The 19668-nt window shown below is 68.0% G+C and carries 16 protein-coding genes and 2 pseudogenes; 13 read left to right on the plus strand and 5 right to left on the minus strand.

The window, feature by feature from the left end; all coding sequences use genetic code 11:
• Positions 1–160: 160 nt before the first annotated feature.
• Together QQS16_RS35865 and QQS16_RS35870 are read left to right on the plus strand one after the other, a co-directional pair.
• Positions 161–3385 carry an RHS repeat-associated core domain-containing protein gene (locus tag QQS16_RS35865; RefSeq protein WP_286066685.1) on the plus strand — a complete coding sequence of 1075 codons (3225 nt, stop codon included), beginning with the start codon at positions 161–163 and terminating at the stop codon, positions 3383–3385.
• Positions 3386–4301: 916 nt separating this feature from the next.
• Positions 4302–4625, plus strand: coding sequence for a hypothetical protein (locus QQS16_RS35870; protein WP_286066686.1), 324 nt, complete (start codon positions 4302–4304; stop codon positions 4623–4625).
• 1338 nt (positions 4626–5963) lie between these two features.
• Here QQS16_RS35870 and QQS16_RS35875 read toward each other — a convergent pair.
• The gene (locus tag QQS16_RS35875) at positions 5964–6899 is read right to left on the minus strand and encodes a helix-turn-helix domain-containing protein (RefSeq protein ID WP_286066688.1); all 936 of its coding nucleotides are present in this window, start codon (positions 6897–6899) and stop codon (positions 5964–5966) included.
• A 128-nt stretch (positions 6900–7027) separates the two neighbouring features.
• Here QQS16_RS35875 and QQS16_RS35880 point away from each other — a divergent pair, with 128 nt between their 5' ends.
• The 3 genes and pseudogenes from QQS16_RS35880 (at position 7028) to QQS16_RS35890 (ending at position 8781) form a co-directional block, all read left to right on the plus strand.
• On the plus strand, positions 7028–8071 hold the full coding sequence (locus QQS16_RS35880) for a saccharopine dehydrogenase family protein (protein WP_286066689.1): 1044 nt from the start codon (positions 7028–7030) through the stop codon (positions 8069–8071).
• Between the two features lie 7 nt (positions 8072–8078).
• Positions 8079–8341 (plus strand): annotated as a pseudogene (locus QQS16_RS35885) (hypothetical protein); the annotation flags it as partial.
• A gap of 227 nt (positions 8342–8568) precedes the next feature.
• On the plus strand, positions 8569–8781 hold the full coding sequence (locus QQS16_RS35890; protein ID WP_286066690.1) for a PIG-L family deacetylase: 213 nt from the start codon (positions 8569–8571) through the stop codon (positions 8779–8781).
• A 23-nt stretch (positions 8782–8804) separates the two neighbouring features.
• Here the strand turns inward: QQS16_RS35890 and QQS16_RS35895 are convergent, their stop codons facing one another.
• Positions 8805–9518, minus strand: a complete 714-nt coding sequence (locus QQS16_RS35895; protein WP_286066691.1) for an AAA family ATPase — start codon at positions 9516–9518, stop codon at positions 8805–8807.
• Between the two features lie 119 nt (positions 9519–9637).
• Here QQS16_RS35895 and QQS16_RS35900 point away from each other — a divergent pair, with 119 nt between their 5' ends.
• The 3 genes from QQS16_RS35900 (at position 9638) to QQS16_RS35910 (ending at position 10954) form a co-directional block, all read left to right on the plus strand.
• Positions 9638–9964 (plus strand): hypothetical protein, encoded by a 327-nt coding sequence (locus QQS16_RS35900; RefSeq protein ID WP_286066692.1) that lies wholly within the window; start codon positions 9638–9640, stop codon positions 9962–9964.
• Positions 9961–10248 (plus strand): hypothetical protein, encoded by a 288-nt coding sequence (locus tag QQS16_RS35905; RefSeq protein ID WP_286066693.1) that lies wholly within the window; start codon positions 9961–9963, stop codon positions 10246–10248. Before QQS16_RS35900 ends, QQS16_RS35905 begins: the two co-directional genes overlap by 4 nt.
• Before the next feature lie 436 nt (positions 10249–10684).
• Positions 10685–10954 carry a hypothetical protein gene (locus QQS16_RS35910; RefSeq protein WP_286066694.1) on the plus strand — a complete coding sequence of 90 codons (270 nt, stop codon included), beginning with the start codon at positions 10685–10687 and terminating at the stop codon, positions 10952–10954.
• On the opposite strand, the pseudogene QQS16_RS35915 reads toward QQS16_RS35910, so the two are convergent.
• Positions 10955–11512: pseudogene (locus QQS16_RS35915) on the minus strand (GNAT family N-acetyltransferase); the annotation flags it as partial.
• 233 nt (positions 11513–11745) lie between these two features.
• Between QQS16_RS35915 and QQS16_RS35920 the strand changes: the two are divergent.
• Genes QQS16_RS35920 through tpg form a run of 3 tightly spaced genes read left to right on the plus strand, consistent with a single transcriptional unit; the run spans position 11746 to position 14828 of the window.
• Positions 11746–12129 carry a hypothetical protein gene (locus QQS16_RS35920; protein ID WP_286066695.1) on the plus strand — a complete coding sequence of 128 codons (384 nt, stop codon included), beginning with the start codon at positions 11746–11748 and terminating at the stop codon, positions 12127–12129.
• Positions 12130–12146: 17 nt separating this feature from the next.
• A complete protein-coding gene (gene tap / locus QQS16_RS35925; RefSeq protein ID WP_286066696.1) occupies positions 12147–14267 on the plus strand; it encodes a telomere-associated protein Tap in 2121 nt (706 codons plus the stop codon).
• Positions 14268–14270: 3 nt separating this feature from the next.
• Entirely contained in the window at positions 14271–14828 is a 558-nt protein-coding gene (gene tpg, locus QQS16_RS35930) for a telomere-protecting terminal protein Tpg (protein WP_286066697.1), read from the plus strand.
• Positions 14829–14940: 112 nt separating this feature from the next.
• On the opposite strand, the gene QQS16_RS35935 is transcribed toward tpg, so the two are convergent.
• Both QQS16_RS35935 and QQS16_RS35940 read right to left on the minus strand, forming a co-directional pair.
• Entirely contained in the window at positions 14941–15465 is a 525-nt protein-coding gene (locus tag QQS16_RS35935; RefSeq protein WP_286066698.1) for an AAA family ATPase, read from the minus strand.
• A gap of 115 nt (positions 15466–15580) precedes the next feature.
• Positions 15581–15874 carry a hypothetical protein gene (locus QQS16_RS35940; RefSeq protein WP_286066699.1) on the minus strand — a complete coding sequence of 98 codons (294 nt, stop codon included), beginning with the start codon at positions 15872–15874 and terminating at the stop codon, positions 15581–15583.
• A 478-nt stretch (positions 15875–16352) separates the two neighbouring features.
• On the opposite strand from QQS16_RS35940, the gene QQS16_RS35945 reads away from it, so the two are divergent.
• Both QQS16_RS35945 and QQS16_RS35950 read left to right on the plus strand, forming a co-directional pair.
• A complete protein-coding gene (locus tag QQS16_RS35945) occupies positions 16353–17621 on the plus strand; it encodes a ParA family protein (RefSeq protein ID WP_286066701.1) in 1269 nt (422 codons plus the stop codon).
• On the plus strand, positions 17618–18748 hold the full coding sequence (locus QQS16_RS35950) for a ParB/RepB/Spo0J family partition protein (RefSeq protein WP_286066702.1): 1131 nt from the start codon (positions 17618–17620) through the stop codon (positions 18746–18748). The genes QQS16_RS35945 and QQS16_RS35950 overlap by 4 nt, the downstream gene beginning before the upstream one ends.
• Positions 18749–19668 lie beyond the last annotated feature (920 nt).

Raw genomic sequence — 19668 nt, forward strand, 5'->3', positions numbered from 1 at the left:
TGGCAGCCGCCCACCGGCTGCCACCCGCCGGGTCCCGCTCCTGCATCACTCGGCCCTGAGAGCCCGATCGATTCAAGGAGAGCTCCTCGTGCACTTTGTCATGCCCCAATACCGGCGGACCAGACGCGCCAGACGTTCCGCTGCCACTGCTGTGAGCGCCATGGCCGCAGGCTCGTCGCTGCTGGTCGCCCTCCTGCCGGCACAGGCGTCGGCCGCGCCGGCCGCTAAACCGGCCCCGCCACCGAAGAGCGCATCACCTGTGGGCCAGACCAAGGCCCCCAAGAGCACACCCATCGGTACAGCGGGCAAGGACCGCGAGCTAGTGACGGCCGGCATCCTGCAGTCCACCTTCCAGGGCCTGGGCATCGGCCAGGTCCCCTGGTCGGAGTTCTACAAGGCACCGTTGTCCGACTCTGTCGGCGCGCAGGTCAACCACGGCAACGGCAACCTGCTGGTCTCCTTGAACGCCTTCGACATAGCTGACGCCGGCCCCGGGCTGTCCCTGGGGCACGCCTACAACGGTCTGAACACCAGTTGGAAGGCCACCACCGGCAGCGACTACCTGATCCACGAGCCCAACACGACGTCGGTGTACGTGCAGGGCCCCTCCAGCACCATCGCGGTGTTCGAGCGGGACGGCTCGAAGTTCACCCCGGCCCCCGGCTACAAGCAGGACCTGACCGAGTCCTCGGACAAGAAGTCCTTCACGCTCACCTCCCGCAAGAACGGTCAGAAGACCACCTTCACCCGCTCCGGCACGACCGGGGACGCCCGGGTGAGCAAGGTCGAGGACAAGAACGGCAACGCCACCACCATCGCCTACTCCGGCGCCTTCACCTCGAAGATCACCGCCGCCTCCGGACGCACTCTGACCTTCACCAACGACGGCAAGCAGATCACCAAGGTCACCGACAACACCGGCCGCTACGCCACCTACATGTGGTCCGGGAACGACCTGAAGACGTTCACCGACACCGACGGCAAGACCACCGTCTTCGACTACGACACCTCGCACCGCATGACGAAGGTGACCACCACGGAGGGACGCGAGACCCGCTTCACCTGGGACACCAACCGTCTCGCCTCGATCACCCGCATCGTCGACAAGACCGCCGGCACCGGCGCCACCACCGCCTTCCGCTACATCCTCCCGCAGCCCGGCAGCGAGGGAGAGGGCGTGGTCCGCATCACCGACCCGCGAGGCAAGCACACCGAGAAGACGGTCGACTCCCGCTGGCGCGTCACCAAGACCACCGACCCGCTCGGCCGTGAGCGCTCCAAGACGTGGGGACCGGACAACAACGTCACCAGCGCGGTCGACGGCATGGGCGTGGGCTCGACTCCGGGCAACACCGTCAAGTTCGACTACGACGACTCCTTCAACCCCAAGACCGCCACCCAGCCCACCGGCGCCCAGTCCACGATGGCCTGGACCCAGAAGAGCGGCGGCCACTACCCCGAGACCCTCACCTCCGCCAGCAGCGAGAAGGTCACCAACGGTTACGACACCTCGGGCAACATGACGTCGCAGACCGACACCACCACCGGCTCCGACGGCGCCAAGTGGACCTACGACCACAACCCCAGGACCGGCGCCATGGACTGCGGCGGACTGCCGGGCCAGCGCTGCTCGGCCACCGACCCCGAAGACCACAAGACGTCCTTCACCTACGACTCCAAGGGCAACCTGACCAAAGTCGACCGTCCCTCCGCCCAGGGTGACGTGACCTACACCTACGACGACCTGGGCCGCACCGACACCGTCACCGACGGCCGCGGCGTGACGACGGTCTACACCTACGACAAGCGCGACCGGCTCAAGACCCAGACCAGTGACGGCAAAAGCGCCACCTTCACCTACGACGCCGACGGCAACATCAAGACCCGCACCACTCCCACCGGCATCAGCAGCTACACCTACGACGAGCAGAACCGCGAACGCACCCGCACCCTGCCCGCCGGCGGTACCAGCTCGGTCACCTACGACGAAGCCGGCAACGTGAAGACCGCCACCGACACAGGCGGCACTCTCACCTACGACTACAACGACGCCAACCAGCTCACCACCCTCACCCAGCCGGGCGGGGCCAAGACCACCTACGACTACGACAAGAACGGCGACCGCACCACCACCACCTACCCCGGTGGCACCGTGCAGAAGACGGACTACGACAAGTCCAGCCGCGCCCAGAAGATCGAGGTCAAGAACGGCTCCACCGTCCTGTCCACGATCACCTACGACTACAACAAGTCCGGCAAGGACACCGAAAAGATCAACAAGCGCACCACCGACGGCGCCGCCCTCGCTTACACCTACGACTCCAAGGGCCGCCTGACCAAGGCCGTCGAGACCAAGGACGGCTCCACCACCGCCGGCTGGGCCTACTGCTACGACAAGGCCAGCAACATCACCGGCCGCTCCACCGGCACCGATCTGCCCGCCTGCGACAACGCCCAGTCCGTCCGCGAGTACAACAACGCAGGCGAACTGACCTCACTCGACGGCAACACCGGCTTCACCTACGACGGCGACGGCAACGAGACCTCCGCCGCCTCCCCCACCGGCAGCCGCTCCGGCGGCCAGTGGACTCCCTTCACCCAGCTGTCCGACCTGACGGCCTCCGGTGCTGCGTCGAATTACACCTATGCCGGAGTGGACAACAACGACCGTCTCACGCGCGGCAGTTCGACCTTCACCAACGCCGCGACCGGCATGACGCGAGAAAACTCCACCGGTTTCGTCCGTGAAGCCTCGGGCACGTTGACAGCCATGACGACCGGCGGAGCAAGCCAGTACTACCTCACCGACGTCCAGGGCAGCGTCATCGGCCTCGTCGACGCCACCGGCAAACGCACGGCGACCTACAGCTACGGCCCTTACGGCGAAGCACGCACCGCCACCGGCACCAACCAGCCCTACCGCTACACCGGCACCTACCTCGACCCGTCCGGTCTGTACAAGATGGGCGCCCGCTACTACGACCCCCAGCTCGGCCGCTTCACCCAGCCCGACCCCTCCGGCCAGGAGAAGAACTCCTACCTCTACGCCGCCGGCGACCCGATCAACAACACCGACCCCAGCGGGCTGCTTTCTCTGGGAGAAGGACTGACCCGGGCTGGCCAGGCAGTGGGACTGGCCGGAGCGCTGGCTGCTCCTGCTCTGCCCCTGGGGCTCGGTCTTACGGCCGTCAGCGCTGGGTTGGAGGTTGCCGGCGGCATCGCTGAGGGGAAGAGCGCATCGGACATCGCCGGAGGAGCAGTCGTCAACCTTGTAGGTGGGAAGGTCGGAGTGGCCGCAGACCTCCTCAAGGCATCTAAGACAATGAGCCGTGGCGTCAACCTGTCCTATTGGGGCATGGGTGTTGCGGCAGGCGAAGTCATGTAAAGGAGCACCGAATGACCTTCTTGAGCGCGGGGGTAACTGACAACCCGCCGGTGACAATCGCAGTGCTCGTTATCGGCTTGTCGATCGGGATCTTCGTCATACTCAGAGGTCGAAAAAAATAGCACATCCGATGTGTAAGGGTGCATTGTCCATCAGGATGGTGCACCCTCTACACATCTCGAAAGTCGGCTACACCCACGCCAATATCGCCGCCTTTTCGCAGGCCGACCTTTGGTCAGGGACTTCTCCCTACGGCTAGGCGGGCGAGGGCTGGTCGAATCGATTCGCCCCCAGGCTCCTTGCGGTGGTGGGAAGATTGCTACGAGGCAGGGTGTCGTCCTCGCATTAACGGGGAGCATAACTCGGCTAGAAGCAGTTATTCTTGAGAACTGGACCTTATTTTCAAGAAATAAGCGCATGCAGTGCAAGTTTTCGTTAAGTGGGAGCGATTTTCGTGAGGGTCACAATAGGGTTACTCTTGGCGGTAGTGGGACTGGCTTCCGTAGTTTTCTCTACCCGTATCACTCGGGCAGGTGTCAACCGGTCCCAGCGTCGACAAGGATGGTCGACCAGTCGTTCCGAAAAGGGAATTGTATTGGTCTGCTTTATCGGTGGTGGGGCGCTTTTGTGTGCAGCTGGTGTAGCTATTGCTCTAGAGATGCTATGAGACTGCAGGGGACGATCTACCGTCCGTTCCGCTCCCGGCTCGAACGGTGAAGATTCTTCGATTTGGGCGCTGGTTCCACGCAGCGTTCACGTTGCTGTGGTGCGTGCTGCTGATCGACACGGTCGTGGGCGATGAGGGTACGGCGGCGGTCGTGCGGGCGGCTGCGTGCGCAGCCATGTTCTTGATGTTCTTCCTCGGCACTCTGTGGACCCTCCGCCGTCACCGACACGAAGAGGGCAGCGCGGGGCGGTGCAGGCGGCGGTGTGCTTCTCGGATGCGGCTCCGGCACTAAGCTTCAAATTTTCGACCGGTGATGAGGCGCTCAGCGCGGAAGCCAGCGCCGCGACCGGCAGGCAACGCCCGCCGCTGCACCGACTGCTCGGAGCGGCTCACGAGCCGCCGCGGAGAAAGCCCCAGGACTTCTTCCATGCCAAAGCGTGCGGCACCCGATACGGCACCGCCGATCGCGGCCACGGCGCCTTTCTTCGCGAACTCCCGACGAGGGGCCGGGATCTGCTGCTGTGCCAGCGCCTGCGGCTGCTGCTGGTCGCTCTTTTCGCGATGAGGGGGTGAAGGCGGAAGCCAGCACGGTCAGCCACGCCACAGCAAGCCGCGCGGCGTGAGGCCGACGTCCTTGGCAAGGAGGCCGACGAGGTCCTGGGCGGGCGAGGCGTAGTGGAAGCCGCTCAAGATCAGCGCCTTGTCCCGGGCCGCGCGAGGGTGTCGGGGCAGATCCGCGCAACGCAGTACAGGTCAAACACTTCGGCCCCGGCCGCGCCGCTCGCCCTACTGCAGCAGTCCACGGTCAGGCCCTCCAGCCTGCATCGGAGGTGCGGGAATCAGCGGGTCCTAGCTCTAGCAAAGAGGATTTAGATATGCCATTCACAGTCATGGCAATGGGGACAGGAATCAAAGGAAGTCCTTTACTCACCACTCTCTTTCTGATCGTCGTCATCGCTGTAGCCACTTGGGCCTTCTTCCGCGATCAGAAACGCCGCAAGAATAGACACTGATCACACACTGTAAGAAGAGCGCTCAACCGCGATGCGGTTGAGCGCTCTTCTTACAGTGAAAAATTCACTCAACCGCCCATGCCGAACGCGTACACAAGACCGAATCGCGAGCGTCCCGCCCCCACCTATGAGGCATATGCGAATCACAACGCGTTCAACCTTGCTCGGACCTCGCCCTATGCGTTTCTTGGCGTCCGAGGCGCCAGCCCGCATGATCCGCGGACACAGAACGGCGAGTCCGGCCCCAAGACGAAGAAACACATTCCGATAAGAAACTTCATATCCATCCCCTACACATCCCTACGACTTGCCGGTCCCAGCGACACCACACCTTGCTGCGCCGGGCCCGGCGACAGCGTGCCGCCCGGCCATCGCGGGCAGGACGCGGAAACGACACCAGCCCGGTGTGCGTGCCTGCCCTTTCCGCTCCGGGGTGTCTTCCTGGGCGCGCGCCTGCTGGATCGCCTCACCCTCCGCCCGGGCGGAGGGTGATCCGGCGGCCCATGTCCGACTTGCTGTTGGAGCGTGCACTGCTCCGGGCCTTGCAGGGACGGCAGGCAGCCGTCGGGAACCGTGCCCGCACCACGGCTGCCCCTCCTGCGATTCGGTCTTCGGCCCATCGACGGCTGGTCGCGCCGTTGGGACAGGTCACCTGCTGGTCCTCCCAGTCGATGGCGAAGTCGGCGTCTAGGCGAAGCCGCCACCTTCCTTGGTCTGCCAGCTGGTGCACGCGAGGATCGGACCCACATGGTGATCTGGCGGACGGTGACCACTTCCCTGGCCGCTGCGTAGCCCGCGTCGACCAGGTGGCGGTCGGGCAGGAGGTCGCGCAACCGCTTCGGACGGCACCGTGCCTTAACACTGTTCGATTGGCCGCCGGGGTCTTGGAACTACTTCTTCAGGAGCGGAAGGTGCGGCGGTAGGTGTCGGGTGGGACGCCGACGCTGCGGTGGAAGTGGCGGCGCAGGGTGGTGGCGGTGCCCATGCCGGTGGCCGCGGCGATGGTGTCCACGGTGGCGTCGGTGGTCTCCAGTAGTTCCTGGGCGTGGCGAATGCGCTGGGTGTGGAGCCATTGCAGTGGCGTGGTACCGGTGAGGTGCTTGAAGTGACGGCCGAGGTGGCGTGAGCTCATGCGGGCCCGGCGGGCCAGGTCCTCTACGGTCAGCTGCTGGTCCAGCCGCTCCAGCGCCCAGGGGAAGAGGTCGCCCAGCGGGTGGTTGCCCGGGGCGGGGAGGGGGGTGGCGATGAACTGGGCCTGGCCGCCGTCGCGGTGGGGTGGGATGACCAGGCGTCGGGCGATCTTGTTGGCGTTGGCCGAGCCGTGGTCGAGGCGGACCAGGTGCAGGCACAGGTCCATGGCGGCGGCCTTGCCCGCGGAGGTGAGGACGTCGCCGTTGTCGACGTAGAGGACGTCCGGATCGACGGTGGCCGCCGGGTGGCGCCGGGCCAGTTCCTGGGTGTGGGCCCAGTGTGTGGTGGCGCGCCTGCCGTCGAGCAGTCCTGCCGCGCCCAGGACGAAGGCGCCCGTGCACAGTGAGGCCACACGCGCACCGGCCGCGTGGGCCGCACGCACCGCCTCGACCAGCTCGGCGGGCGGATCGCGGTCGGTGTCGGCCCAGCCAGGGACGATGACTGTGTCCGCGTGCGCGAGGTGGTCGAGTCCGTGGTCGGGTTCCAGGCGGAAGCGGCCGACGTGTACCGGACCGCTCCCGCAGAGGGAGAAGTCGTACCAGGGGTCCACGACGTGGGTCAGGTCGGCTCCGAAGACCTCGACGGCCACGGACAGTTCGTAGTGGAGCATGCCGTCGGTGACGGCCAGTGCAACAGCGGGCATGTCCGAAACTGTACGTGGCGTGTCGTTTCCGACGCTCACGCGGGTTGCTGCCACAGGGACAGGATCTGAGTGTCAGGCCGCAGCGGGTGGACCTCGCAGCGGGCGTTCGAGTACACGGGAGCAGTCTCATGGGGTCAGGTCAGCTGGTGACGGTGTTCGGCGCATACGGTCACACCGGGCGGTTCGTGGTCGCGGAGCTGGCCGCGCGCGGATTCGTCCCGGTGCTGTCCGGGCGCAACGCGCAAACCCTGAAGGAGCTGGCCCACGAGCACGGGCTGGAGGCCCGGGTGGCGTCGGTCGACGACCCGGCCTCGCTGGACCGGGCCCTGGCGGGAACGGCGGCGGTCATCAACTGCGCCGGCCCCTTCGCCTCGACCATCGGCCCGGTGATCGAGGCCGCGCTCCGCGCGCAGATCCCCTACCTGGACGTGGCCGCCGAACTCGAGGCCAACCTCGACACCTTCGCCCACTACCGCGAGCGGGCCCGGGACGCGGAAGCGGTGATCGTCCCCGCCATGGCCTTCTTCGGTGGCCTCGGCGACCTGCTGGCCACCGCGGCGATGGGCGACTGGACCGAAGCCGACGAGGCACACATCGCCTACGCGCTCAGCAACTGGCACCCCACCGCCGGCACCCGGCTCTCGGGCGCGGTCTCCCGCGAGCGACGCGGCAACCACCGCCTGCGCTACAGCGGCGGACAGTGGGAACACCGCACCGACGCCGCGCCCACCGTGGAATGGACCTTCCCGCAACCGATGGGACCCCGGCCCGTGATCGCGGAGTTCACGATGGCGGACGTCGTCACCGTCCCCCAGCACCTCTCCATCCCCGACGTGACCACCTACATGACCGCCGAGGCCGCCCAAGACGTCGCCGCCCCCCACACACCGGCCCCGACCGCCACCGACGAGAGCGGGCGCTCCAACCAGACCTTCCTCGTCGACGTCGTCGTCCGCTCCCGCGGAGCCGAACGCCGGGCCACGGCCAGCGGCCAGGACATCTACGCCGTCACCGCGCCCCTCGTCGCCGAGGCCCTCGAGCGCGTCCTGACCGGCCGCACCAAAGCCGTCGGCGTCGTCTCCGCCGGCGAGATCTTCGACGCCCCCGACTTCCTGCACGCGCTCAACCCGCACATCACACTCGACCTGCACCCGCAGAAGCAGAACGCCTGACCCGGCCTTCGAGGTCGACGCCGAAGGCTGCGTGATCCGGCAGGTCGAACTCGAGGGGCTGAGCTGACCCCGATCGCAGCTGCCTCCCTCGCCGAGTGGCAGCGGGCCTACGACGCGGGCCGACTCGATGAGTACGACAACAGGCTCGGGATCACAGCCGAGCTGCCCGTCGCGGAATGGGAAGGCAACGACCCCGAACACCTCACCTCCGAGCAGTTCGAGGAAGTCTGGGAGTCTGCTCGCCGCCAGATCGCATCCCGGCCCAGCTGACCTCGCAGCCGACCGGCACAGGCGCCTCGCGCGCCCACACCCTCCACCGACAGCATCCCGCAGCCCGAGACCCGTCGAGCAGCGCCTGAGCCGGCAGATTGACACGACCGCCGGAGGCGGGGCCCGTACTCCTCGGCATGCCAGCCCAGCGATAGCCTCCCGGTCAGTTCCCATCTGGGGAGACTGCTGTGTTGTTCAGCCATCTGGGCAGGGGATCAAGGACCCTCATGCTGACGCGCCATCCCGACGACGAGGTGTTCGCTCATGGTGCGTCGATCGTCATGCTGAGCCAGCAGGGAAGCCGGGTCGTCCTGCGCGCCACTTCGGGCGGGGAGGCCGTTGAGAATGACGTCACTTCCAGTGCTGAGGCGCGTCGACGCCGTTCCGCGCGGCTGGGTGCGGCATGGACCAGGCTCGGCGTACACGTGTCGCCCATGTGATGAGGGCTGAGGAGGGGGCCCGCCTACGATTCGACGATGTGCCGCAGATAGGCGTGCGGGTCGGCGAGATAGCGGCGCCAGTGATCCACGACGCCGAGCTCCCGCCAGGCGACCCTCCGCATGCCGTGTTCACCGACCTCGATGATGTCCGCGCCCGGCAGTGCGGTCAGCAACGGGGAATGCGTGGCACAGATGACCTGGCCGCCCTCCTTGGCCAACCGGTCGATGTGCCCGATCAGTTCGAGGCACGAGGAGAAGGAGAGCGCCGCCTCCGGCTCGTCGAGAACATAGAGGCCGGCGTGGAGGAACTTCCCGCGGAACGCCGCGAGGAAGCCCTCACCGTGGCTGACGGAGTCCGGCGAGAACCCCTCCCTGCCCAGAGCGTCCAACGCCGTCTCGGCACGGAGGAAGAAGCCCTTACGGGCTGACCAGCTGGTGGCCATACGACGCCCGCGCCCCGAGGCGGCGTCGAATCTCATCCGCTCGCCGAGGGTCGACTTGCCGCGCGGGGAAGCGTAGCGCCAGTCGTGGGAGCCGCCGTAGGAGTCCAGACCGAAACCCTCCGCCAACGCCTCCACCAGTGTCGACTTCCCCGAGCCGTTCTCCCCGACCAGAAAGGTCACCGGTGCGGTGAACCGCAATCCTTCGTTGAGCAGCTGTCGGACGCAGGGCACCGACCAGGGCCAGGTTTCCTCGTCGTACGAGGAGAGATGGGCATACGCGCGTTCGACGATCACGCAACCAGTGTCGCCCGGACTGGCCACCCGCCCGGGACAGCCCGGCCTCGGCACAGTCCGTGTCCGAGGGGCCGACGGACCGCGTACGGTGGTGGGTGCAGAGAACTCCGGAGGTCACCATGAGCGCGCTGCCGCACGAGACGCCCGCCAGGTCTTACGCCGACGCGTACCGGCTGGAGGCCGGCGAGGGCCCCCAGACACTGGCCGAGCTGCGCGCGGCCCTCGCCGCGATCGACCCGGTCGAACTCGTCGCGTTCAACGCGCGGCTCGAGGCCGCCCGCTTCGGCGCGGCGCAGAACGAGGTCATCGCCGAGGCCCGCCACCTCGTCGCGCTGCGGACCCGGCCCGAGGTGGCGGCCGCCATCGAGGCCTCGCTCGCCGGCGCAAGCCAGTCGCGGCCCGTGAACGAGCTCTGGGAACACCTCGACAGCAAGGGCGTCGCGTGACCGACTGGAGTGTCGAGGTACCGCCGAGGCTGTACGAGGAGTTCGCACACCTGTCGGCGGGCGCGCGCCGGGCCGTGCACGACGTCCTGGACCAGCTCGCCGTCGACCCGCGTGACCCGCACAGCAGCGTGGAACCCGTCCGGGGCGCAGAGCTGCGGCGCATCATGACTCAGCCGTCGCCGGACACAGGGAATCGCATCAGCGTGCTGTACCGCGTTCATGAACCCCTGGAGACGGGCGAACCCGGCCGTGTCGAGGTCGTCTGGATCCTCTCCGGCCCATGACTTCGGCCGGTCATCCGAGCCGGATGATGTCCAGCAGGCCTAGCTGGAGCTCGGCCGTGTCCAGCAGCGCCGGCGGTCCCTGAGGGCAGCGCGCCTGCGATCCCGCAGCGCGGAATGAGCAGACCGATGGTGAGGCAGGGGCCGCGGTACCTCCCGATCGCCGGTGATCTCCGCGCCGGGGTCTGTTGACGGACGTAGGCCAGGAGCAATCACCTCACCCCGCTTGCAAGCACAGCTACACCCCTGGTGGTACACCGGCAACCACCCTGGTTGCAGGCGCAGTTCAACCCCTGGTTGGGCGAGAGGGAACAGTCCTGCGAGCCAGCTTTCCACGTACCCGGACGACATCGCCCCGGGCGGGCAACCGCACCACCGCTGGGGGACGGGCTCCCCTGTATTCGGGAACTGAAGGGACCCAGGAGTGAAGCGACAGCTCATGAGCACGTTCGCCATCCTGGCCTTGGCCGGCTCCGGCCTCGCGGTCACGGCGAACAGCGCCTCCGCCGCCGCGTCCGCGCTCTCATGCAAGGTGGTGTTCGACGACTCGCCGGTCACCCACAGAACAGCGACCGTCACAGTCACGAACACCACACTGAGCGGGCCGATCCCGGGCTCGGCGAGCCGCGTGCCCCACAACAGCACCAGCAGCGACCCCACGGCACACTGCGCCACGACCCTACGCGGGCACAACGCCGCGACGGTGTAGTAGTACCTCGACGGAGCCGCTGTCCGAGCCGGCCGCCCGCGCGTCGGCCGCTTCGCGGGCCCGGGGAACGGCGAGAGCGGCCTGGCGGCGCGGCACCGTCAGCTGCTGCGTGTAGGTCGCCGGTCCGTAGCCGAATCTGCCGTAGATCGGAGCCTCGGAGGCCAGCAGCACGGAGAGGAACTCCCCGCGGGCCCGCAATTCGGCGAGCTGATGCCGCATCATCGCGCTGAGCACGCCCTGGCGCCGGTGCGAGGGCAGGACGCCGACGGCGGTCACCCCGGAGGCCGGGACGAGGGTCTCACCGGGCAGGGTGAGCTCGAAGGCGTGCGCGGCGGCGGTGCCGACGGGCCGCCCGTCCGCCGTCAGGGCGAGCAGGCAGCGGTCCATCTCGAGCGCCGACCACCAGAGCCCGCCGCCCTCGACCGGCGTTTCCGGGAAGCGCCCGAACGCGGCATGGACCGTGTCGACGAAGACGTCGACGTCCTCATCTGTCGTGGGACGAATCTCGCCGCCGCTGCTCCTCGAAGACCGGCACCACGACTCGCGGTGCCCGGCCACCCTGCCGTGGACCCGTGGCCAGGGCAAAGGCAAACGAATGTCGGACGGGCCACAGCGCCGCCCGGCCCCAGCCGAGGCCGCCGACCGCTGAACCTCGCGGCTGCCTCGCACCGCGCGGCAGCGCTGCGGCCCGGCACAGGTCAAGAGGGCAAGGGGACAAGAGGGCAAGAGGGCAAGGGGGCAATCACACAACGATTCGTTGTTTCATTGTCTGCGTGCGATACGGTGGCCGTATGCCACGAGACTCCCGCCGGCAGGCCCGTGAGCGGCTGTCCGCACTGGCTCAGGCCCCCGCCGACGACACCACGGCCGCGCGCCATGTCGAGCAGGACGCATCCCTGATAGGGCGGCTGCTGGCCGCCGCCGGTGAGCAGAGCGACCACGGGCAGGCATCGGGCGTGATGCCCGCCGACATCGGCGCCGCGCTGGGCCTGTTCGAAGACATGCGCGAACAGCTGGACCGGCTGGAGACCCAGGTGGTCATCGAGGCCCGGCGGCGCGGCATGGACTGGCGGCAGATCGCCCAGCACCAGGGACTGAACTCCTCCCAGGCCGCCTCCCAGCGCTACCAGCGACTGATGACCCGGCTCGAAGAGATCCGCCAGGGCGTCCGGTGAGCGAGGAAGAACCACAGATGACCGACCAGCCACCGCAGTTGTTCACCGCGATCGACTCGCTGCTCGCCGCCGTCGACGAAGGCACCGTCCTGCCCGTTCCCGCCGAGCGGGTACGACTGCGCGAGGCAGCCGGCCTCACCCAGGCCGCCGTCGCCCAGGCGCTCGGCGTACGCGTGCCGAGCATCACCGCCTGGGAAGCCGGCCGCGCCGAACCCAAGGGCGAACGACTGGAGGCCTACCGCCGACTCCTCGAAGGCCTCGCGCACCGCTACCCCGCCATCCCCTCCCCATCCCCGTCACAGACGCTCCCCGCCCCGTCCGCGGGCGCGGGCGCTTCCGCAGGAAAAGCCCCTGCCGCAGAAGAACCCGCCACCTCAGTGGAACCTGCCGCGCCTGCCGCACGGCGTTCACCTGCCCGCCCGGCTTCCTCACGCCGGCCAGCCGCGAAGAAGCCGCTCAAGCCCGTCAGCACTGATCCGCAGTTCCCGCACGGACCCCTCGCAGTCCTGGACGGTGACGGCAGCGCCTACGGCATCGGCGGCATCGTCCTGGACTGCCCCGCCACCACCGTCCCCGAGCTGGTGGAGTGGACGCTCACCGAGTCCGGCCTGGGCGCACCGAAGCTGAACCGCTACGGCAAGGACTCCGACCCGTTGATCGTGCTCACCGCGGCCGCCGCCGTGAGACTCGGGCTGCCGGAGCGTCTCGAAGGGCATGAGCAGCGCCGCTCCCTGCGCCTGCCCGCCGACCACCCCGCGGTCAAGCAGGTGGTCAAGGCGAAGTGGAAGCTGACCCAGCGGGGTTTCGGCCCATGGGCGCGGATCTACCGTCCCGCGCAGACCGGCCGGCGCCAATGCGTGCAGTTGGCCATCCTGTCCTGGGACGCCCTCGACGAGCGCTCCTGGCCCGGCGTGGCGCAGATGGAACCGGCCGACATCGCCCGCGTCCTCGGTATCTACGCCCACCGCGTGATCACCCCGCGCGGTTCCACAGCTGTCTCCGGCCTGGAACTGATGACCGCGCTGCGTCCGCCCACGCGCGCCGTACGGGACGAGACGAGCGGCACCTGGGTCTCCGGCCGCAATCCCGGTTCGCTGGGCACGGAGCCGATGGACCCGGCTCCTCCGGAGGCCACCCCCGAGCACCCGGTGGTCGTCAACTCCGGCTGGACAGGCGGCTTCCTCGACGAGGAGGCGTACCAGTGGGTGCGCGACGTCGACTCGCTCGACGGCCGGGAGGTCTCGCTGCCGTACGCGGTCGGCCTGGACCTGAACACCGCGTTCCTGGCCGCCGCGGCCCGCCTGGTCGTCGGCCTGTCCGCTCCGGACCACTTCCACGCCCCGACGTTCAACCCGAAGATCCCCGGTTCCTGGCTGGTCGACCTGTCCCACGTGGAGCTCGACCCGCGCCTGCCGTCGCCGTTCACGCCGACCGGCCAGCGCCCGACGGGGCCGGCCTGGTACCAGACGCACACCATCGCCTACGCCCAGGAGCTCGGCTACGACGTGGCTCCGATCGAGGCGTATCTGCGCCGGGAGACCGGCGCGTACCTGGACCCCTGGCACGACCGCCTCAAGACCGCCTACGTCGACACCCTCGCCGACCTCGGGGTCACCAAGGACTTGGACGACCGCGCCTTCCTGGCGGCGATGGAGCGGCACAAGGACGTCGACCCGGCCCTGACCGCCGTCCTCACCGCCATCAAAGCCACCGTCAAGGGCGGCGTGGGCAAGCTGCGTGAGCGTCCACAGGGCCGCCACTACAAGCAGGGCGAACGGTGGCCGGCGCTGGAGCGGCCGACCTGGCGCCCCGACATCCGGGCCGCCGTCATCAGCAAGGCGCGGGTCAACATGCACCGCAAGCTCACCAACATGGCGAAGATGACGGGCCTGTACCCGCTCGCCGTGCTGTCCGACTGCGTCGTCTACCCCTCGCCGGGCGACAGCCCGCTCGCCTTCCTGCCCTACGACGCCTCCGGCAAGCCACAGCCCGGCGGCTTCCGCCTCGGCCCCACCCCGGGCCTGGCGAAGCTGGAAGGCGTCCAGTCCATGGCCTGGGCGGTGGACCTGATGGAGCAGGGCCTCAACCCGGCCCGCCACATCAAGGGCGGCGACGCCGTCCTGGACGAAGGGGAGTAACCGGTGGGCGAGATCGACGACGCCATCGAACGCGCCGACCGGGAGGCGTTCACCCGTCAGCCGCCGAAGACCCTCAAGGGCCAGATCGGCTACCTGATCCGGCAGTTGGGCAGCGCGAAGGCCGTCGCGCAGGAGATCGGGGTCACCGCCGACTCCGTCAACCGCTACCGGCGCGGCGCCCGCAAGCACGCCCGCCCCGACGTCGCCGAGAGGATCGACAACGCGGTCCGGGCCCGCTGGCAGCCCCAAGTACGCAAGCGGCGACAGCGCGAGGCGGCCACCACGACAGGGATCACGGTGGAGACCAGGGCCCGGTTCGGCTACACCGCGCCCATCGGCACCACCGACGACGGCCGGTTCCGGCGGCTGACCGTGCACCTCCCCCCGGCGTACGCACAGCGCCTGTTCGACGCCCGCAACGCCGGAGCCGGTGACCAGGAGATGCGCGGCATCATCGCCGAAGGATTCAAGGAGATCTATTTCCAGGACGGAGGCAGCCGCGCCCTGGGGCTCTCCGACGTCGAAATCAATGACATCGACTACCTGGACCTCGATTACTGATCTTGTTGTCGAGCCACTGCCGTGACGGGCGGTGCCTGAGCCGGAGCACGGTAGTTGTCACCTGGGCCGGCCTGTCGTGACCTGCGAGATCCGACGCCGGAAGGTCGTTCTCTCACCTCTTGACGGCTTCCGCGATCTGCCGGGCGGTCTGGGCGGGTGTGAGGTGCGTGGTGTCGACGACCTCGGCCTCGGCGTGCAGCCACGTGCGGGCCGCCTCGGCGTAGGGCTGAAGGTATTGGAGACGGAACGGGGAGTCGGGGCCGAGAACGGTGTCGCCCGCGATGCGCCGGCGGAGGGTGTCCTGGTCGGCGTGGAGGACGAAGTGCCGGACGGGAATGGCGTGCTGGGCAAGGCCCGAGCTGATCTCGCGCCAGTACTGCTCGACCAGGACCGTCATGGGCATCACCAGGGTGCCGCCGGTGTAGTCGAGGACACGTCGGGCGGTCTCGACCACGAGGGGCCGCCACGGCGGCCAGTGCTGGAAGTTGTCCGTCGCGGGCAGCCCTGGCGTGATGTCCATGAGTGTCTCGCCGACTTTCTCGGCATTGAACACCTGCGAGTCCGGGAGCAGTTGCCGCACGAGCGTACTGGTCGTCGTCTTGCCTGCGCCGTGGGTGCCGTTGAGCCATACGATCATGGACTTGACGCTAGCGTCGTGCGGGCCACGGGGCCAGGTGCTGGATGAGCGCCTGTGACGCTGCTGTTGCTCCATCTCGCACCAGTGGAGCCACGTACGGCGGCCGGTTCCAGTTTCAGTGGTAGCGGTTGACGTGATTGTTGATGCTCTCGCGGGCGCCTCGGTAGCCGCAGCCGCGCGGGCACTCCAGCCAGAGCCCCTTGTCCACGGCGACCTTGGTGACGGACTTGTCCTCGCCGGGCCCGTAGCCGTGGGCGTGGAGCATCTGGGCGACGGTGCCGCCGTGGTGGATGGCGAGGAACGCGGCTTCGGCGGTCTTGTCGTGGCCGGCGGCGAAGAAGCGGCCGTAGCCGATCTCCTTGCCGCAACCGCAGTAGCAGTGGCCGGTGGGCTGAGCGGTGTCTGTCATGCCGTCAGAGTAGCGATTCCGGCCCACCCAAGGGATCCCAAGAGAGCCCAAGGATCTCCTTGGGATGGGTCGGAAAAGTCGACCCTCAGAAAGGTGGCCAGGGCGCCCGAACTCTGAGGGGGCGGTATGAAATGACCTTGGCGGCCCTTACGGGCCGTCAGGCGGTCTCACAGCAGTTTTGGATACAGGGCTCTCTCCAATGCCGCAAGGAACCCTGGCCACTGCCGTCAGCGGGAGTACACAGAACCGGCACCTGCCCCGCCTGCCACTGTCCCCTGACCAGAGCAGCCACCATCGGCCACTCATTCCGTCAGGAGCCCTTTCAGCGCTTGCCTGCGGAGGCGGCCGGGGGGCGGGGCAGGCCTATTACGCCGTAATAGGCCGACGGGGGGCTGAGACAGGACTGGCGTGGCGGGAAGCACCCATTACTAACGTGTTGATGCAGCGAACGATCTTGCGCGTTAGTAAGGTGTCCACCATGAGCTCTCCAGCCACCTCCAGCGACCGCGAAAAGGTCGTCTCCAAACTGCCGGGATGGCTCCGGCAGGACCTCAAAGTCAGAGCGGCCCAGCATGGGGTCGAGATCCAGACCGCCGTCGAACAGGGCATCAACGACTGGTGCAACCTGGCCTCGACGCCCGCCACAATCGACACTTCTGGTGCCGACTCCTTCTCCACCTTCCTGCCTGACGGTCAGTGGGAGACCTTCCGAAACGTCGCCGCGGACCGGCGCATCTCTCTCATCCAGGGACTGGCCCAGTCCGTCCAGTTGTGGCTGGATGCCAACCCCGCCCCCCACATCGAACGGCCGGCGATCACCCGCCGCATCATCGTCTGCAACCAGAAGGGCGGCGTCGGCAAGACGGCCATCACCGCCGGCACCGGCGAAGCGCTGGCCGAGGACCCCAACACCCTGCACGCCGTCCGCGTCGCCAAAGCACTCACCAAGGCCCTGCGCGCCAGCGAAGCCCAAGCCGACGCCGCCGAGCCCGCAGGAGACGACCCCCTCGACATCGAGAACCTGCCCGGCCCCGGACTGCGCGTCCTGCTCGTCGACTTCGACCCGCAGTCCCACCTCACCAACCAACTGGGCGCCACTCCCCTGCCGATGAACGGGGACAGCCTGACCAACCACATGGCCGGCGATCCAAAAGGCGACCTGCGCGACCTCATCGTCTCCATCGACGAGGAGAACTTCGGCGGCCGGCTCCACCTCCTGCCCGCCTGCAACGACGCCTTCCTGCTCGACGTACGCCTCTCCCAGGTGCGCGCCCGCGAAGCCGCCCTGGAACGGGCCCTGGCTCCGCTCGAAGCCGACTACGACGTCATCCTCGTCGACTGCCCGCCCAGCCTCGGCCTCAGCATGGACGCCGCCGCCTACTACGGACGCCGCCGCGACGGCGAGAAGCCCGGCCAGTCCGGCGCCCTGATCGTCGTGCAGGCCGAGGACAGCTCCGCCGACGCCTACGAACTGCTCACCACACAGTTCGACGACCTGCGCAGCGACCTCCAGATCGACATCGACTACCTGGGCATCGTCGTCAATCTCTACGACGGGCGCCGCGGCTACATCGCCACCTCGTCCCTCCAGGGCTGGGTCGACATAAAGGACCCGCGGGTCGTCGGGCTCATCGGCGACCTCAAGGAACAGAAGGAGGCAGTCAGGGTGAAGCAGCCCCTGCTGTCCTACGCCCCCAAGTCACAGCAGGCCATCGGCATGCGCGCCCTGGCCCGGGAGATCTCATGAGCAAGGCCGACAAGCTGGGAGCGGGACGCTTCGGCGGTCCCGCCGTCAGCGCACGCCGTCAGGCCGTCGCCGCCGCCACCGGCGTGCCCACCCACGGCGTCGCTCCGCCGACCGAACTGCCGGTCCACCGCATCAGCCTCAACCCCGACAACCCCCGCTCCGCTCTCGGAGATCTCACCGACCTCGCCGGCAGCCTCAAGACCCACGGCCAGAAACAAGCGATCACAGTCATGAACCGTGATGCCTACGTCACGGTCAACCCGCAGCGCGAGGCCGACCTCGAGCCGGACACCACGCACGTCGTCATCGACGGCAGCAGCCGCCTCGCCGCCGCCCGCGAGGCCGGACTCCGCACCATCAAGATCATGGTGAGTGACGACCAGGGCAGCACCTCCGAGGAACTCCTCGAGTCCGCTCTCGTCGCCAACATCCACCGCCAGGACCTCGAAGAACTCGACGAAGCCCGCGCACTCCAGCGCCTCCTCGCCATCCACGGCAGCCAGACCGCGTTGGCCAAGCGCCTCCACCGCTCCCAGGGCTGGGTCTCGCAGCGCCTTGCCCTGCTCAACCTCGCACCCGAGCTCCAGGCCCGCATCGGCCACGAGCCCATCGACCTGCTTCGCGCGGTCGGCAACAAGCCCCAGGAGCAACAGCAAGCCGCCCTCGCAGAGCTGAAGGCCGATCGGGAGCGCAAGGAAGCGGAGAAGCAGCAACGCAGGCCGGGGAAGCAGCACAAAGCCGAAGCACCCGAGGACCACACCGGCACAGCCAACGGCTATTACGACGTAATAGAGGGCAGCACGCGGAAAGCTCCGGCAGCCCTGGACACACCAGTGGGGGATCAGGGAACCCAGGGTCAGTCCTCGCAGAACGTGCCGGAACCACGAAGCAGCAGCACCGACGACACGTCGAGGACCGGTGAGCAGTTCACAGAACAGCGCCCGCCGCGGCCACTGCCGTACGACGACCCGGCTTTCATCGCCATGCACCTGATGCGGAAGATGGAGGAGCCGGCCCTCTTCGAGATGTTGCAGCTGCTGAACCAGATGGCCCGAGAACGCAACCCTGGTGAGTTCCAGAAGGTCCTGAGTCACTTCGATGATCAACCGGCAGCACAGTCAGGCTGACGACCGCCGCACTGGCCCTGCCCCTCCGAGCACCACGGACGGGCAGGGCTTCCGTTTTCCTGACAGGAGCCCGGTGTGCGGAAGGCAGCCTGCCAGAGCCTGCCTCAGGGAACGCGGGGAAGAGCCCACCGCCGCGCCCGGCAGCCAGCGGCTCTTACGTCGTCACGCTATTACGTCGTAATAGCCGCCCCTGGCTCATCGGCACCGACGGCGATCCCTTCCGTGGGACAAACGCGACCTGCACCTGGCGAGGAGGGGCCGGAGGGGCCCTGCGTGGCGAGGAGGGTCCCTGCACGTTCAGTCCCTGCCGTTCAGTCCCTGGCAAACGTGCAGGTCACAGCGGTACGGGCCGCCCATCAGGGACTGAAGGGACTCAAGTCGGCAGTTATAAGCTAGTCCTGCGTGTGTGTATGCGCGCGCGCATATGATCAGATGTATAAGCGTGAGTGGCTCATAATTAGAGCTTTCAGTCCCTTCAGTCCCTTCTGGATACCGCGCACTGCTCCTGACCTGCGGAAATGTTCAGGGACTCAAAGAGGGTCTCAGGCCCTGCCCTCCGGCGGTTCAGGCCCTGCCCACAGGGCGGCATCCGCGGCCCAGTGCTGGAGCGCCCCCGGGCGACGCGTTCACGCCCAGTTCGTTGAGTCCCTGCGCCACCCAGGGCCTCTCCCCCGGCTCCTGGTGGAGGGGCTACGGTCCCTTCAGGCCCTCCCATTGGGAACAATGTGGGCATTTCTGGCTGACGACGCCCCGTCCCCAGAGACTCAAGGGACCGTAGGGACCCGGAGACAGATACGGCGCCACGCTGGGGACCTGCGGCCGCTCCCCGGCCGGAGGTCCTACACTCTCTTCCGAAAGCCAGTCCCTACAGTCCCTTTGGTCCCTGACTCCAGCACGCGGCCGCTCCCCGGCCGGGCCTG

This window comes from Streptomyces sp. ALI-76-A, assembly GCF_030287445.1.
Lineage (GTDB): Bacteria > Actinomycetota > Actinomycetes > Streptomycetales > Streptomycetaceae > Streptomyces.